The sequence below is a fragment of the Methylobacterium soli genome (assembly GCF_008806385.1).
GTDB lineage: Bacteria > Pseudomonadota > Alphaproteobacteria > Rhizobiales > Beijerinckiaceae > Methylobacterium > Methylobacterium soli.
The window spans coordinates 297,698-313,590 of sequence record NZ_VZZK01000002.1 but is presented as its reverse complement, the minus strand read 5'-3'; the positions used below and the strand labels follow the sequence as shown (position 1 = coordinate 313,590).

At 70.3% G+C, this 15,893-nt stretch carries 11 protein-coding genes; 3 read left to right on the top strand and 8 right to left on the bottom strand.

Going from position 1 to position 15,893, the window contains the following annotated elements; genetic code table 11:
- Positions 1–40 precede the first annotated feature (40 nt).
- The 4 genes from F6X53_RS03605 to F6X53_RS03590 form a co-directional block, all read right to left on the bottom strand.
- Complete coding sequence (locus F6X53_RS03605; protein WP_150997305.1) at positions 41–1,612, bottom strand: efflux transporter outer membrane subunit; 1,572 nt, start codon at positions 1,610–1,612, stop codon at positions 41–43.
- A 122-nt stretch (positions 1,613–1,734) separates the two neighbouring features.
- The gene (locus tag F6X53_RS03600; protein ID WP_150997303.1) at positions 1,735–4,881 is read right to left on the bottom strand and encodes an efflux RND transporter permease subunit; all 3,147 of its coding nucleotides are present in this window, start codon (positions 4,879–4,881) and stop codon (positions 1,735–1,737) included.
- Between the two features lie 13 nt (positions 4,882–4,894).
- Complete coding sequence (locus F6X53_RS03595) at positions 4,895–6,232, bottom strand: efflux RND transporter periplasmic adaptor subunit (RefSeq protein ID WP_150997301.1); 1,338 nt, start codon at positions 6,230–6,232, stop codon at positions 4,895–4,897.
- A gap of 42 nt (positions 6,233–6,274) precedes the next feature.
- Positions 6,275–6,550 carry a hypothetical protein gene (locus F6X53_RS03590; RefSeq protein WP_150997299.1) on the bottom strand — a complete coding sequence of 92 codons (276 nt, stop codon included), beginning with the start codon at positions 6,548–6,550 and terminating at the stop codon, positions 6,275–6,277.
- 245 nt (positions 6,551–6,795) lie between these two features.
- Here F6X53_RS03590 and F6X53_RS03585 point away from each other — a divergent pair, with 245 nt between their 5' ends.
- The 3 genes from F6X53_RS03585 (at position 6,796) to F6X53_RS03575 (ending at position 12,681) form a co-directional block, all read left to right on the top strand.
- Positions 6,796–7,761: a CobW family GTP-binding protein gene (locus tag F6X53_RS03585; protein WP_150997401.1), complete on the top strand. Its 966-nt coding sequence runs from the start codon at positions 6,796–6,798 to the stop codon at positions 7,759–7,761.
- Between the two features lie 150 nt (positions 7,762–7,911).
- A complete protein-coding gene (locus F6X53_RS03580) occupies positions 7,912–9,285 on the top strand; it encodes an O-antigen ligase family protein (RefSeq protein WP_150997297.1) in 1,374 nt (457 codons plus the stop codon).
- 117 nt (positions 9,286–9,402) lie between these two features.
- Entirely contained in the window at positions 9,403–12,681 is a 3,279-nt protein-coding gene (locus F6X53_RS03575; RefSeq protein WP_150997295.1) for a PAS domain-containing protein, read from the top strand.
- Positions 12,682–12,739: 58 nt separating this feature from the next.
- Here F6X53_RS03575 and F6X53_RS03570 read toward each other — a convergent pair whose 3' ends face one another.
- From F6X53_RS03570 to maiA, 4 genes are all read right to left on the bottom strand, one after another.
- Positions 12,740–13,045 (bottom strand): hypothetical protein, encoded by a 306-nt coding sequence (locus F6X53_RS03570; protein WP_150997293.1) that lies wholly within the window; start codon positions 13,043–13,045, stop codon positions 12,740–12,742.
- A 10-nt stretch (positions 13,046–13,055) separates the two neighbouring features.
- A complete protein-coding gene (locus F6X53_RS03565; protein WP_150997292.1) occupies positions 13,056–13,367 on the bottom strand; it encodes an EthD family reductase in 312 nt (103 codons plus the stop codon).
- Positions 13,368–13,505: 138 nt separating this feature from the next.
- Complete coding sequence (locus tag F6X53_RS03560) at positions 13,506–14,837, bottom strand: NAD(P)/FAD-dependent oxidoreductase (protein ID WP_150997290.1); 1,332 nt, start codon at positions 14,835–14,837, stop codon at positions 13,506–13,508.
- Between the two features lie 184 nt (positions 14,838–15,021).
- Entirely contained in the window at positions 15,022–15,666 is a 645-nt protein-coding gene (gene maiA, locus F6X53_RS03555; protein ID WP_150997399.1) for a maleylacetoacetate isomerase, read from the bottom strand.
- Positions 15,667–15,893: the final 227 nt, after the last annotated feature.

The window sequence follows — 15,893 nt, the reverse complement described above, 5'->3', positions numbered from 1 at the left end:
GAACCTGTTGTGCCAAAATTTGGCCTGCGGGACCTCGGCCTTACAGGAATTTGGCCGGGTCCGTCTCCGGCGGGTTGGGGGCGACGTCCATGCGGTTCCACCAGCCGCCGCCCAGCGCCTGGAACAGGGCCGCGGTGTCAGAATATTGGTTGGCCCGGGCCTGGGCCTGGGTCACGAGGGCCTGCAGGTAGCCCTGCTGGGCGAGCAGCACCACCGCGCCGTTGACCGAGCCGGCGGTGTATTGCTTGCGGATCAGCTCGACGCTTTGCGCCGTCGCCTTCTCGGCGGCCGAGGCGGCCGCCACCGCCCGCGCGTCGGATTGGAGGGCGCGCAGCGCGTCGGCGACGTTCTGGAAGGCGCCGATGACGGTGGCGCGGTACTGCGCCTGGACGCCCACGAGGTTCTCCTCGCTGGCGCGCTGGCGGCGATAGAGCGTGCCGGCGTCGAAGAGGGGCTGCGTCGCCTGGCCGATGATCGAGAAGAAGGCGGCGCCCGGATTGGCGAGCTGCGCCAGCCGCACGGCGCTCGCGCCCCCGGTGGCCGTGATGTTGAACTGCGGCAGGCGGTTCGCCACCGCGACCCCCACATCCGCGCTCGCCTGATGCACCTGGGCCTCGGCGGCCTTCACGTCCGGGCGCTGCTGCACGAGGCGCGAGGGCAGGCTCACGGGCAGCTTCGTCGGCAGGTGGAGCTGCGCCAGCGTGAAGGTCTCGGCGACCTCCTCGCTCGGCAGGCGCCCGGCCAGAGCCGTCAGGAGGTTGCGCTGCTGCGCGAGCTGGCGCTCCAGCGGCGGCAGCAATTGCTGCGACAGCGACAGGGCCGCCTGCTGCTGCACCACGTCGGCGCCCGCGATCTGACCCAGCGAGAGCTGCTTGTTGTAGAGCTGCAGCACCTCGGTCTGGGCCTGGATCACCCGCTTCGTGGCGTCGATCTGGGCGCGCAGGCTCGCCTCCTGGATCGCCGCCGCCACCACGTTGGCGGTGAGCGACAGGTAGGCGGCCTCGAGCTGGAAGCGCTGGTTCTCGGCCTGGGCCTCCAACGACGCGATCTGGCGCCGGTTGCCCCCGAACACGTCCGGGTTGAACGAGATCGCGAGCTGCGGCGTGTAGAGGCTGTAGAAAAAGCGGTTCTGGTTCTGCAGGGGCGATTGCAGGTCGAGGCCCGGCGCCTTGGCGCCCTGGGCCTGCGGGTTCGCCGTGACCGTCGGGAACAGGGTTCCCTTCTGGGCCTCGACGTTCTGGCGCGCCACCTGCAGGGTGGCCTGGGCGGCCTCCAGGGTCGGGTTGTTGGCCAGCGCCTCCTCGACGAGGCGGTTGAGCGCCTTCGAGCGGAACAGGGTCCACCACTGGCCCGGGATGTCGGCGCCCGACACGAAGCTCTGGTCGGCCGAGCCTCCCTGCGTCGTGCGGATCGCGTCCGCCGCGCTCGGGTTCTTCAGGCGCTCCTTGGTGTAGCGCGTCACCGGCGGGTCGAGCGGGGCGACGTAATCCGGCCCCACCGCGCAGGCGTTCAGGCCGAGCGCGAGCGCCAGTCCGGACAGGCACGCGGCCGCGGCGCGCGGGCGGCCGCCGGGCGGCCGCCCGTGCCGATTGCCTGAGGCTGCCCCTGCCATGCCGCCCCCGGACCCGCGCGAAATCGCGCCCGAGTACAGGGCGGTCGGCCGGTTTCCTGTCAACGCCGCAGGTCGCGCCCGCGCGATGCCGGGGCGCGGCTGTGGCTCCGGGAACACGGGCATCAGGCCGCCGCCCGGTGCTGGACCGGCCTCGCTTCGGGGTTCGGCCGGCGCCGGGAGAACAGCGAGATCAGGATCGGCACCACCACGAGGATCAGGTTGGGGGCGAGCAGGATGCCGCCCACCACCACCAGCGCCAGGGGCTTCTGCACCTGCGAGCCGATGCCGGTGGAGACCGCGGCCGGCAGCAGGCCGACGCAGGCGGCGACGCAGGTCATCATCACGGGCCGCATCCGCACGTTGGCGGCATGCCACACCGCCTCGCCCCGGTTCCAGCCCTCGTCGATGAGCTGGTTGTAATAGGCGAGCAGGATCACGCCTTCCATGGTGGAGATGCCGAACAGCGCGATGAAGCCGATCGCGGCCGAGATCGAGAACGGCGTCCCCGTGAGGGCGAGCGCGAAGATCCCGCCGATCATCGCCATCGGAATCACCGAGAGCCCGAGCAGCATGTCGGTGACGGAGGAGAAGTTGATGAACAGCAGGAGGGCGATCAGCGCCAGCGTGATCGGGACCACGATGGTCAGGCGCTGCACCGCGTCCTGCAGGTTCGTGAACTGGCCGACCCATTCGAAGTGATAGCCCGCCGGCATCTGCACCGAGTCGGCGACGCGGCGTTGCGCCTCCAGGACGGTGCTGCCGAGGTCGCGCCCGCGCACCGAGAACTTCACCGGAATGTAGCGCTCCTGGTCCTCCCGGTAGATGAAGGCCGCGCCGGAGACGAGCTCGACGGTCGCGATCTCGGAGAGCGGCACCTGCACGACGCCGCCATTCGGGTTCGTCGCCCCGACCGTGATGTTGCGGATGGTCTCCAGGGAGCGGCGGAACTCGCGGGCGAGGCGCACCCGCATGGGGAAGTGCCGGTCCGAGCCGTACTCGTAGAGGTCGCCCGCGATCTGGCCGCCGATGGCCGCCTGCAGGGTGGTGTTGACGTCCCCGATGGAGAGGCCGAACCGGGCGGCCTTGCGCCGGTCGACGTCGATCCGCACCGTCGGCTGCCCGAGGGAGGTGAAGACCGACAGGTCGGTGATGCCCGGCACGGTGGCCAGGACCGCCTTCACCGCCTCGGCGGTTTTCGTGATGGTGTTCAGGTCGTTGCCGTAGATCTTGACCGAGTTCTCGCCCTTCACCCCCGAGGCCGCCTCCTGCACGTTGTCCTCGATATACTGGGAGAAGTTGAACTCGATGCCGGGGAACTCGGCGTCGAGGCGCTTCGACAGGTTGCGGATCAGGGTTTCCTTGTCGAGGCCCTTCGTCCAGGTGTCGAAGGGCTTGAGCGGCGCCAGGATCTCGACGTTGAAGAATCCCGTCGCGTCGGTGCCGTCGCTCGGCCGGCCCTGGTGCGAGATCACGGTCACGACCTCCGGGATCTCGCCGACGATCCGGCGCAGGCGCTCCACGTAGCTGTTGCCGGCCTCCAGCGAGATCGAGGCCGGCATGGTGCCGCGGATGTAGAGGTTGCCCTCCTCGAGCTTGGGCAGGAATTCGAGGCCGAGGCCGCGGGCCGCCAGGCCGGCGACCAGCAGGATCGCCAGGGTGACGCCGAGGGAGAGCAGCTTGTTGCGCAGGCCGAAGCGCAGGATCAGCACGTGCCCGAAGCGCAGGAGCTTGACGATGAGGGTGTCGCGCTCCTCCACGCGCTTGGGCAGGATCAGGGCCGAGAGGGCCGGCGAGACCGTGAAGGTGGCGAGCAGGCCGCCGAGCAGCGCGTACGCGTAGGTCTTCGCCATCGGCCCGAAGATGTGCCCCTCGACGCCCGTCATGGTGAAGAGCGGCAGGAAGCCCACGATGATGATCGTGGCCGAGAAGAAGATCGCCCGGTTCACCTCGGCGCCCGCGATCGCGATGGTGCCGAGGCGGCCGGTCAATCCGCCCGGCGCCGGCTCGCCCTCCGCTTGCTCGGGCTCGGCGAGGTGGCGGAACACGTTCTCGACCATGATCACGGTGGCGTCGACGATGAGCCCGAAATCGATGGCGCCGAGGGACAGGAGGTTCGCGGAATCGCCGCGCATCACCAGGATCAGGATGGCGAAGCCGAGGGCGAACGGGATCGTGGCCGCCACGATGATGGCGCTGCGCAGGCTCCCCAGGAACAGCCACTGCACCACGAAGACCAGCACCACGCCGAAGACGAGGTTGTGCATCACCGTGTGGGTGGTGGTGTGGATCAGGTTCGAGCGGTCGTAGATGCGCTCGATCCGGACGTCGGGCGGCAGGATGTTCGAGCTGTTGATCTTCTCGATCTCGGCCTCGACCCGGCGCAAGGTCGGCAGGCTCTGGCCGCCGCGGCTCATCAGCACGATGCCCTCGACGATGTCGTTCTGATCGTCGTGCCCGACGATGCCCAGGCGCGGCGCGTTCGAGACGCGGACATCGGCGACGTCCCGCACCAGCACCGGGGTGCCGTTCACCTGCGTGAGCAGCGTGTCCTTGATGTCGTCGATGTCGCGGATCAGGCCGACGCCGCGCACCACCGCCGATTGCTCGCCGACATTGAGCGTCTGGCCGCCGACATTGATGCTCGAATTGTTGAGGGCGTTGACGAGCTGGACCAGGGTCAGCCCCTGCGCCTGGAGCCGGTTCAGGTCGACCGCGATCTCGTATTCCTTGGCCTTGCCGCCGAAGGCCGTGACGTCGACGACGCCGGGGATCGCCTTGAAGCGGCGCTGCAGCACCCAATCCTGCAGGGTCTTCATGTCGGCGGACGAGAAGCCCTTCGGGCCGACGAGCTTGTAGCGCATGATCTCGCCCACCGGGCTCGTCGGCGAGATCTGCGGCGTGGCGCCGTTCGGCAGGGGCGGCAGCTGCGAGAGCCGGTTCAGCACCCGCTGCAGCGCCTCCTGGTACGTGTAGACGTAGTTGAATTGCACCTTCACGTCGGAGAGGCCGAACAGCGAGATGGTGCGCACCACCGTGGCGTTCGGGATGCCGGCAAGCGCCACCTCCAGCGGGATCGTGATGTAGCGCTCGATCTCCTCGGCCGATTGCCCCGGATTCTGCGTGATCACGTCGACCAGCGGCGGGACGGGATCGGGATAGGCCTCGATGTTGAGCTGCGTGTAGCTGGCATAGCCGAGCGCCAGCATCACCACGAACATCAGGAACACCAGCACGCGCTGGCGCAGCGAGAAGACGATCAGGGCGTTCATCGCGGGCGTCCCGTCACGAGGCCTTGTCGCCGCTCGCGGCACGGTCGATGAAGAGCGCGCCGCGGGTGACGACCTCGTCCTGGGGGCTCAGGCCCGTGACCACCTGGGCGTTGTCGCCGTTGATCAGACCGAGCTTGACCGTGCGGGCCGCGACGGCGCCGTCGGGGCGCGACACCCAGACATGGGCGTTGCTTCCCTCGTAGACGACGGCGGCCAGCGGCACGCTGGGCGAGGGCTGGTCCTGCCCGGTGATGATCGTGAAATTCGCGAACATCTCGGGCTTGAGGGCCCGGTCCGGGTTCTCGACCTCGCTGCGCACCGCGAGGCGGCGCGTCGCCGGATCGAGGCTCGCGGCCATGTAATTGACCTTGGCGCGAAACACCCGGCTGCCGAAGCCCGCGACCCTGGCCTCGACTTCCTGGCCGAGGCGGATCTTCGGGATCTCGCTCTCGCGCACGTTGGCGATGAGCCAGACGGTGGAGAGATCGCCGATGACGAAGGCCGGGTCGCTCGACGTGGTGAGATACTGGCCGAGGCCGACCTTGCGCTGGACGATGGTGCCGGCGATGGGCGCGCGGATCTCCGTCTCGGGGCTCAGCGTGCCGCTCTTCTCGAAGGCCGCGATCTCCGCATCGGTCTTGCCGAGGAGGCGCAGGCGGTTCCTCACCGCCTGGAGGTTGGCCTCGGCGGTCCGCAGGTCGCTCTGCGCCGCGATGACGTCGTTCTGGGCGGATTGGTAATCCTTCAGCGCCACGGCCTTGGCGGCGAACAGCTCCTGCTGGCGGGCCGCGATGGTCTGGTCGAGCTTCAGCAGGGCGGTGGCCTTGGCGATGGTGTTGAGGGCGCTCTGGTAGTCGCTCTGGGCCTGGACCATGTCGCTTGCCTCCAGCGTCAGCAGCACGTCGCCGGCCTTCACGTCGTCGCCCGCCCGCGCCAACACCTTGGTGACGCGCCCGGAATAGGGCGAGACCACCGGCACGTTGTCGTCGTCGTTGAGGGCGATGCGCCCCTCGGCCGAGCCCTCGGGGCGGAACACCATCGTGGCGACGGGGCGGATCGCGAAGGCGGCGCGCTGCTCCTTCGTCGGGCGGAACACCCGCTCGCGGGTTTCGCCGCGGGCGGTCTCCGCCACCGCGTCGTCCGCGCCGTCGCCCGGCACCAGCCCGCGCCCATACGCGATGGCCTGCTCGGCGAACCGGCGCACCGGCTCGGGATAGACCGCGACCGCCGCGACCCCGGCGATCACCAGAAAGAGCGTGAGGGCGACCGGCAGCAGGCCGGCGCGGCGCCCGCGCCGGCGGCTCGCCTCGGGGGCGCTCAACGTGGGGTCGAGGGGATTGCGAGCGTCCATCGGGGCTTTGATCTTCGGCCGGCGCCGGGCGCCGGGCAGGGGTCACGAATCGAGCGGGTGGGCCTGATCGTCGGGCAGCACCGAACCGGTGCATGGTGCTTTTTGATGGCGGCCGATCCGACCTCGCTCGACCGTGATGTCGGCGGCGTCCGCGGGGGCGATCCAGCCTGCATGGTCCCGCCCCCGGCCCATCGTCAAGCCGAGGCTGGGCCCGGCCGGATTTCGCGGTCCCGCGTTGCCGCGCCGCAGCACCAACCGACGATGGCCGACCTGTCTAAGTGCAATCAAAGATTGATCAACTCGGAACCGGCCGGCCATGGCGGACCCATAAGCGGCCCATGTGCCAGTTGTGTGAAGGCGCGCCGGCGGCACAAAGCCGGCGGCATAGGGCAGTCCCGTCGCGGTCGGCCGGCCGGCGTTGCGCCTTTCATCCCGGCCGGATGACACAATATAACAACCCGACCTATATGGTCCGCCTGCCGCACCCGTACCGAAGGGCCGCCATGTCCGAAGCTGCCATGTCCGAAGCTGCCATGTCCGAAGCTGCCACGTCCGAAGGCGCCATGTCCGACGCCAAGATCCCCGTCACCGTCCTGACCGGCTATCTCGGGGCCGGCAAGACGACGCTCCTCAACCGGATCCTCACCGAGAACCACGGCAAGCGATACGCGGTGATCGTCAACGAGTTCGGCGAGATCGGCATCGACAACGACCTCGTGGTGGGCGCCGACGAGGAAGTGTTCGAGATGAACAACGGCTGCGTCTGCTGCACCGTGCGCGGCGACCTGATCCGCATCATGGACGGCCTCGTGAAGCGGCGCGGCAAGTTCGACGCGATCATCGTCGAGACCACGGGCCTCGCCGACCCGGCCCCCGTCGCCCAGACCTTCTTCGTCGACCAGGACGTGGGCGATGCCGCCCGCCTCGACGCGGTGGTGACGGTGGCGGACGCCAAGTGGCTCTCCGACCGGCTCAAGGACGCCCCCGAGGCCAAGAACCAGATCGCCTTCGCGGACGTGATCCTGCTCAACAAGTCCGACCTCGTGGCGCCTGCCGACCTCGACCGGGTCGAGGCCGAGATCCGGGGCATCAACCCCTACGCCAAGTTGCATCGCACCCAGAACTGCGCCGTCCCGCTCGAGGCGGTGCTGGAGCGCAACGCCTTCGACCTCGGCCGCATCCTCGACGTGGAGCCCGATTTTCTGGAGGAGGGCCACCACCATCACCACGACCCCGACATGCAATCGGTCTCGGCGAGCCTCGACGGGCCGGTCGACCCAGAGGCCTTCATGCCCTGGATCTCGAACCTGACCCAGGTCCAGGGTCCCGACATCCTGCGCTGCAAGGGCATCGTGGCCTTCCCGGACGAGCCCAAGCGCTTCGTCTTCCAGGGCGTCCACATGATCCTCGACGGCGATCTCCAGGGCGAATGGGGCGCCGATGAGAAGCGCGTCTCCCGCGTCGTCTTCATCGGCCGCAACCTCGACGCGGAGGCGATCCGCAGCGCGTTCCTGGCCTGCAAGGCCTGAAGCGCGACCGTGCCCCCCGCCCGCACGGGCCGAGGGGGCGCGGTCGCCCGACGCGGGCCCTGAGCGCCCGCAGCGAAATCTCAATCAATCCGAGGCAATCTCACGCGCATCGAGCGGGCCGGCGTACCGGGCTCGTGGAGTTGCGTGACCATGGCGTCCACCACCGCCCCGTCCGGCGCGCCCGCCCCGGAGATAGCCCTCGCGGGTGCCTCTCTCGCGGGGGCCTCTCTCGCGGGGGCCTCTCTCGCGGGGGCCTCTCTCGCGGGTGCCTCTCTCGCGGGTGCCTCTCTCGCGGGTGCTTGGGCCGCGATCCCGGTCCTGCGCGTCGTGCGGGGCCTCGCGCGCGGGATGCTGGCGGCCTTCATCTTCTTCGCCTGCTTCGCCTTCTCGGACACTTCCCCCTACGACCTCATCGCGCTGCCCACGATGGCGTTGTGGGCCGCCCTCGGCATCCGCCTGCATCGGGGCGTGCTGCCACTGATGGGGCTCCTCATCCTCTATCTCGCCGCCATCGTGATGGCGCTGATCCCCTATCTCGACGAGGCCTTCCCGCTCACCTGGACGATCCAGCTGATCTACCTGGCGTTGACATGCCTGTTCTTCGCCATGCTGTTCTCGGACGAGACGCAGGGCCGGATGGAGCTGGCGCTACGGGCCTACACGGCGAGCTGCGTCTTCTCGGCCGGGCTCGGCATCGTCGGCTATCTCGACCTGATCGGCATCGAGGACCTGTTCTACAAGTACGGCCGGGCGTCCGGCACCTTCCAGGACCCGAACGTGTTCGGCTCGTTCCTGACGCTGGGCGCCCTCTACCTGATGCACGGTCTCCTGAGCGGCACGGCGCGCCGGCCGCTCCTGGCCCTCGCGGGCCTCCTGGTGATCCTGGCCGGCATCTTCCTGTCCTTCTCCCGCGGCTCCTGGGGCGGGACCGTGGTGGCGGTGCTCGTCATGGTGGTGTCGGTCTATGCGGCGACGCCCTCAGCGCGCCTGCGCCGCCGCATCGTGCTCCTCACCCTCGTCACCCTCGGTCTCGGGGTGGTCGCCATCGTGGGGCTGCTCTCGGTCGATCACGTCGCCAAGATGTTCGAGACCCGCGCGGCGGTCACGCAGGATTACGACGAGGGCGAGACCGGCCGCTTCGGCAACCAGATCCGGGGCATCGGCATGCTGCCGTCGCTGCCCTTCGGCATGGGCCCGATGCATTGGCGCCTGATCTTCGGGCTCGAGCCGCACAATTCCTACATCGGCAGCTTCGCCAATGGCGGCTGGCTCGGCGGGGCGGTCTTCATCGGAATCGTGCTGGCCACGGGCTTCGTCGGCTTCCGGCTCCTCGCGCGTCCCTCGCCCTACCGGGCGCATGCCCAGATCGTCTGGCCGGCGCTGCTGATGTTCTTCCTCCAGGCCCTGCAGATCGACATCGAGAAGTGGCGCCACGTCTACATGATGCTCGGCATGGTCTGGGCGCTCGAGGCCGCGCGCCTGCGCTGGTGCGCGGCGGGAGGCCGTCCCGTCTCCGAGGCGTGATGCCGCACCGCAGCGATTTGATGTTAAGGAGAGCTTAGCCGCTTCGCCGCAAGAAGCGCTGAAACCGGTCCGCGGCGCCGGCGCGGCCGGCGGTCTGAAGAGCGGAGATCGAGCACGGTGACCAGCCTGTCGCGGAGCGAGGCCGAGCGCGTCGCCGCCCTGCACGATCTCGAGATCCTGGACACGCCGCCGGAGCGCCATTTCGAGGCGGTCTGCCGCACGGCCCGGCGCCTGTTCGGCGTCGCCGACGCCTTCGTGTCCCTGGTCGATGCCGACCGGCAATGGCTGAAGACCGTCAGCGGCGTCATCCCGCCCGCGATGCCGCGCGAGACCTCCTTCTGCACCCACACGATCCGGGACGACGCCGTCATGGTCGTGCCCGACGCCCGCCGCGATCCGCGCTTTTCAGGCGCGGACCTGGTCACCAGCCAGGTCGTGGTCTTCTACGCGGGCGCCCCGCTCATCCTCGCGCCGGGTCTGCGGGTCGGGGCGCTCTGCCTCGTGGACGCGACCCCGCGCGACTTCTCCGAGGACGATGTCCAGGCCCTGCGCGACCTCGCCGAGATCGTGGTGGCGCATCTGCGCCTGCACCGGGCCAACCGGGAGCAGGGCCGCGCGGTCGCGATGCGCAAGGCCCGCGAGGCGGTGATCGAGGCGCAGGCCGCCGAGATCGACCGGCGCGCCGAGGCGCAGGCGAGCGCCAACCACCTGCTCTCCATGGCCGAGCAGATGGCCCATATCGGCCATTGGCGGGTCGATCTCGGCGATGGCCAGCCGGTCTGGTCGGCGGGCCTCTACCGGATCGCGGGACGCAACCCGGCCGAGCCGCCGCCCCATCTCTCGGTCTTCGCCGAGCTCTACCACGCGGAGGACCGGGAGCGCCTGAAGGGCGTCGTCGGGGACGCGATCGTGGAGGGGCGCAATTTCGCGTTCGAGGCGCGGGTGCTGCGCCCGAACGGGACGATCCGCGACGTCGAGGTGCTGGGCACCTGCCAGAAGGACGCGCTCGGGGCGACGACCGCCCTGTTCGGCATCCTGATCGACGTCACCGAGCGGCGCGCGACCGAGGCCGAGATCCGCCTCAGCGAGGTCCGCTACCGCAGCCTCTCCGACACCCTGCCGCTCCTCGTCTGGACCATGCGGACCTCGGACGGCGAGGCGACCTACCTCAATGCCTGCTTCCGGGCCTATTACGGCCCGATCGGCACGAACCGGACCGGGCGGCTCACCCGCAATCACCCCGAGGATGCGCAGATGGTGGAGGCGGCCTGGGAGCGGGCGCTCGCCACCGGCGAGGGCTTCGCGCTGGAATGCCGCCTGCTGCGCCACGACGGCACCTACCACTGGCACAAGCTCGCGATGACGCCGGTGCGCCACCGCGACGGGACCCAGGTGGTCGAGTGGCTCGGCACCGCCCTCGACATCGACGCGATCATCTCGGCCCATCGCGCGGTCGAGGAGGCGCAGGAATTGCTGCATATCGGCCTCGAGGCCGCGGATGCGGGAACCTGGGACTGGGACATGCGGCGCGGCGTCACCGTCCTGTCGCCCGAGAGCGCCCGGATCTACGGTCTGCCCGCGAGCGAGGATCCGCAGGCGCTGACCACCGCGGAATGGACCGCGATGGTGCATCCCGAGGACGTGGCCCAGGCCTGGGACGCGATCCGGGTCGCGATCGAGACGCGCACCACCTACGCCACCGAGTTCCGGATCGGCGAGCGCTGGGTCCATGCCCGCGGCCGTACCCTGTTCGGCCCCGATGACCGGCCCTACCGCATGGTCGGGCTCCACATCGACATCACCGAGCGAAAGTCCTTCGAGGCGACCCTGCAGGCGCTGACCGCCGAGGCGCAGGCCGCCCGCGCCGAGGCCGAGCGGGCGAGCGAGGCCAAGAGCGACTTCCTGGCGGCGATGAGCCACGAGATCCGCACGCCGCTCAACGGCGTCCTCGGCTATGCCGATCTCCTCCTCGAACAATCCCACCTGACGGAGGAGAACCGGCGGCGCCTCGAACTGATCCAGAGTTCGGGCGCGGCGCTCCTCACCATCGTCAACGACATCCTCGACTTCTCCAAGATCGAGGCGGGCCAGCTCGCCCTCGATCCGCTGGCCTTCCCGCTGCTCACGGTCATCGACAGCACCGTCTCGATCGTGCGGGGCGGCGCCCTCAAGAGCGGCCTGCGCATCGATGCCCGCATCGATCCGGCCCTGCCGGACTTCGTGGTCGGCGATCCGAACCGCCTGAGCCAGGTCCTCCTGAACCTCCTCAACAACGCCGTGAAATTCACCCCCGCGGGCGCCGTCACCCTGAATGTCCGCCACGAGGGACGCCGCCCGGATGGCGAGGCGATGCGCTTCGAGGTGACGGATACGGGGATCGGCATCCCGGCCGCGCGGCTGGAACGGCTGTTCAAGCGCTTCAGCCAGGTCGACGGCTCGATCAGCCGCCGCTTCGGCGGCACCGGCCTCGGCCTCGCGATCAGTCGCCACCTCGTCACCCTGATGGGGGGCGAGATCGGCGTCGAGAGCCGCGAGGGCGTCGGCTCGACCTTCTGGTTCACCCTCACCCTGCCGCGCAGCGAGCAGGCGGCCGCGCCGGACGCGGCCCCGGCCGAGCGCCCGGCGCCGCGGACCGTGCCGGCCGCGCCCGGCATGGCCCCGCACCTGCTCCTCGTCGAGGACGTGGCGATCAACCAGGAGCTCGCCCGGGCGGTGCTGGAGACGGCGGGATTCCGCGTCGACGTCGCGGGCGACGGGGCGGAGGCGATCGCCGCCGTCGAGGCCCGGATGGCGGCGGGTGAGGCCTACGCCCTCGTCCTCATGGACGTGCAGATGCCCGGCATGGACGGGCTCACCGCCACCCGCCGCATCCGCGCCCTGCCGGCGCCGGCCGGGACCGTGCCGATCGTCGCGATGACGGCCAACGTCCTGCCGAAGCAGGTCGAGGCCCTGCGCGAGGCCGGCATGGACGACCATGTCGGCAAGCCCTTCCGCCGGGCCGACCTGTTCGCCACCATCGCCCGCTGGATCGGGCCGCCCAAGATGGAGGCCGCGCCCGAGGCCCCGCCCGCAGCGGCGCCACTCCTCGACCGGGACGCCCTCTCGGCCGTCCGCGACAGCATCGGCGCGCCCCGGGTCCTGTCGCTGCTGGCGCTCCTGGAGATGGAATTGCGCGACCGCTTCCGGCCCGGCGAGACCGACCGGATGCAGATCGCCTACGACGCCCACGCGATGGTCTCGGCCGCCGGCATGCTCGGCTTCGTCGGCCTGTCCGACCTCTGCCGGGAGATCGAGGCCGCCGCCCATGCGGGCAGCGACCTCAAGCCCCTGATCCTGCGCCTCGAGGCCCTGCGCGATGGCGCCCTCGGCACCATCCGGGAACTGCGCGCGGCCTGAAGCCGGGGCGGGGGCACGGGAGGCCTATCCGCCTCGCCTCAGGCGCGGCGCCGCCCGCTCAGGCGGGTTCCTCGTCCGGCTCCGGGTCGGCCGTCCAGGCGGTGGCGAAGGCGGCGAGGTGCTGCGCCTCCGTGAAGGCCAGGACCGTCACGGTCCGCTCGGTCGGCGGCGCGCCCGGATAGGGGGCGAGCAGCACCGTCTCGCGGGAGAGCCGGGCCCCCGGCGTGCGCAGGCCCATCCAGGTCTCGGCCTCCAGCGTCAGCCGGTCGGGCTCGGCGAGCGCCCGGGAATCCGGGCGCAGCACGAGGATGTAGGTGCCGAGCGCGGGGTTGCGCGCCTGCAGGGCCTTGATGATGTCGATCATGGATGGGCGTCTATTCCGGGAACTCGTTGATCTGCACGATCGGCTGCACGTCCGTGAATTTCGGGATGTCGCCGAAGATCTCCTGGCCGTGGGTCGCGGCGGCGTTCTGGAAGGCCTCGGCGGATTCGAAGCGCAGGAGCGCCATCACCTGGAAGGGTGCCGGGCCGCCATCCGGCGTGCCGACGCCGCGCACGACCTTCGCCTCGTGCAGGCCGATCGGCGTCCAGCGCTCGCGCACCAGCGGCATGTGGTGGCCGAGATAGTAGCCCATGTCGAACTTCGTGCCGGCCCCGCCCGGATACATCACGCTGACCAGGATCATTCGCTTGTCCTCCCGAGGGGCCCGTCTGCCGGGGCCCTCGGGGGGGACAGGAGCAAAGTTCGGCCGCGAGCGCAACGCTCGCGCGGCCCGGGCCCGCCCCGCGATCCCCGGCGGAACTTTCGGCGCGGGCGAGGCGCCTCAGTGCAGCTTCACCCGCGGCTCGGTGCGGCGCGTGAGGCTGCGGGCCAGCGCGTCGAGGGCGGTCTTCCAGGTGCCGTGCAGGGCCTGCTGGTGCATCTTGTAGAGCGAGCGGTACATCATCCGGGCGAAGAGCCCGGCGATGAACATGTTCCGCCCCTGGATGAAGCCCATCAGGTTGCCGACCGTCGAGTACTCGCCGAGCGACACGAGGGAGCCGAAATCCCGGTACTTGAACGGCTTCAAGGGCTTGCCGGCGATCTTGGCGGGGATCGCCTTGATCAGGTAGCTCGCCTGCTGGTGGGCCGCCTGGGCGCGGGGCGGGATCGGCGTGTCCGAGCCCGGCTCGACGAGATAGGCGCAATCGCCGAGCGCGAAGATGTCGGGGTCCCGCGTCGCCTGGAGCGTCGGCGTCACCACCAGCTGGTTGGTGCGCGTGGTCTCGAGGCCGCCGATATCCTTGAGGAAGCCCGGCGCCTTGACGCCCGCCGCCCAGACCACGAGCTCGGACGGGATGAAGCCCCCATCCGCGAGCGCGACGCCGTCGGGGCGCACCTCCGTCACCCGCGCCCGGGTGCGGACCTCGACGCCGATCTTGTTGAGGAGCGCCATCACCTCGACGGAGAGGCGCTGGGGCACCGCCGGCAGGATCCGGTCGGCCGCCTCCACCAGGGTGATCTTGAGGTCCTTGGCCGGGTCGATCCGGTCGAGGCCGGTGGAGACCACCTGCCGGGTGGTCCGGTGCAGCTCGGCCGCGAGCTCGGTGCCGGTGGCGCCCGCGCCGATCACCGTGACGTGGAGCTGGCCCGGCCGCACCGGGCCCGGCTGCGTGTGGGCCCGCAGCATCCCGTTGATCAGCCGCTGCTGGAAGCGCACCGCCTGCTCCTGGGTGTCGAGCGCGATGGCGTGCGCCTGCACGCCCGGCGTGCCGAAATCGTTGGTGGTCGAGCCCACCGCCATCACGAGGGTGTCGTACGGGACCGAGCGCACCGGCGTGACCTCGCGGCCCTCCGGGTCGTGGCTCGCGGCGAGCTGGATCGTCTTGGCGGCCCGGTCGAGGCCCGTCATCTCGCCGATCCGGTAGCGGAAATGGTGCTCGTGGGCGTGGTGCAGGTAATCGACCGCGTGGTGGCCGACATCGAGGCTGCCCGCCGCCACCTCGTGCAGCAGCGGCTTCCAGATATGGGTGCGCGCCCGGTCGACCAGCGTCACGTGCGCGGTCCCGCCCCGCCCGTGCTTGTCGCCGAGCTTCGTCGCGAGCTGAAGCCCGGCGGCGCCGCCGCCGACCACCACGATGCGGTGCAGGCCGTTCTGGTTCTCGCCCGGTACCATGCTGTGCCGTCTCCCTCGGGCCGGTTCTGGCCGGCCGTCCTCGCCCTGTCCGTCGCGCGGGCCCGGTGCGAGCCTCCGCACGAGCAAGCCTGCGCACGCACAAGCCTACGCACGAACCGGGAGAAAATTCCAAGTCCGTTTCCGGTTGCTCCCCTCGCGAAAAATACACGCGAGGGTTCGCAAATCAGCGCGGCGCGCCGGGCTGGCGCAGCGGATGGGCCTTGGCGAAGGCCTCCTCGGCGAGGCAGGTCTCGGCGATGCGCCGCACGGTCGGGAAGGGCGCGGTGTCGACCCCGAAGATGCCGGTGCCGACCCAGAGGCTGACGAGGCAGAGATCGGCGTGGCTCACCGCGTCGCCCTGGCAGAAGCGGCCGGTGCCGTCCTCGGCGGAGAGCCGGGTCTCCAGCGTCGTCAGCCCGGTCGTGAAGGCGTTGCGCACGAAGTCCATCAAGCGCTCCCGGGGCAGGGCGTAGGCTTCCATCAGGTAGGTGCGCACCCGCGGCACGTAGAGGGGATGGGTGTCGCAGGCGACCACCTGCGCGAGCGAGCGGGCCCGCGCCCGGGCCCGGGGCTCGGCCGGCAGCAGGGCCACGCCCGGATGCGTCTCCTCCAGGTAGTCGAGGATGGCAAGCGACTGGGTCAGCGGCGGGCCGTCCCCGTCGAACAGGGCCGGCACCGCCCCTTGCGGGTTGATCGCCCGGAACTCCGGCTTGTGCTGGTCCCCCGCATCGAGGTCGATGAAGGTCTCCTCGTAGGGGATGCCCTTGAGGTTGAGCGCGATGCGAACCCGGAAGGCGGCGGCCGAGCGCCAATTGCCGTACATCGTGATGGCCATGATCCGCGCCTCTCCGGTTGATCCGGCCGGACCAGATCCCATCGCGCGCCGGCTCGCAAGCCTTGATGCTGGCAAGCCCCGATCCTCTCAAATCCCGCCCACGCGCGGATCCGTGTGCCGGCATGGCTCCGGCCGCGTTCCTGCATTGGTGTTTCCCGTCGCTCTGCCGCTATAGACTGCCCGAGCGCGCGCGCCCCGAGCCCCGGAAGGTCGACCCGAAC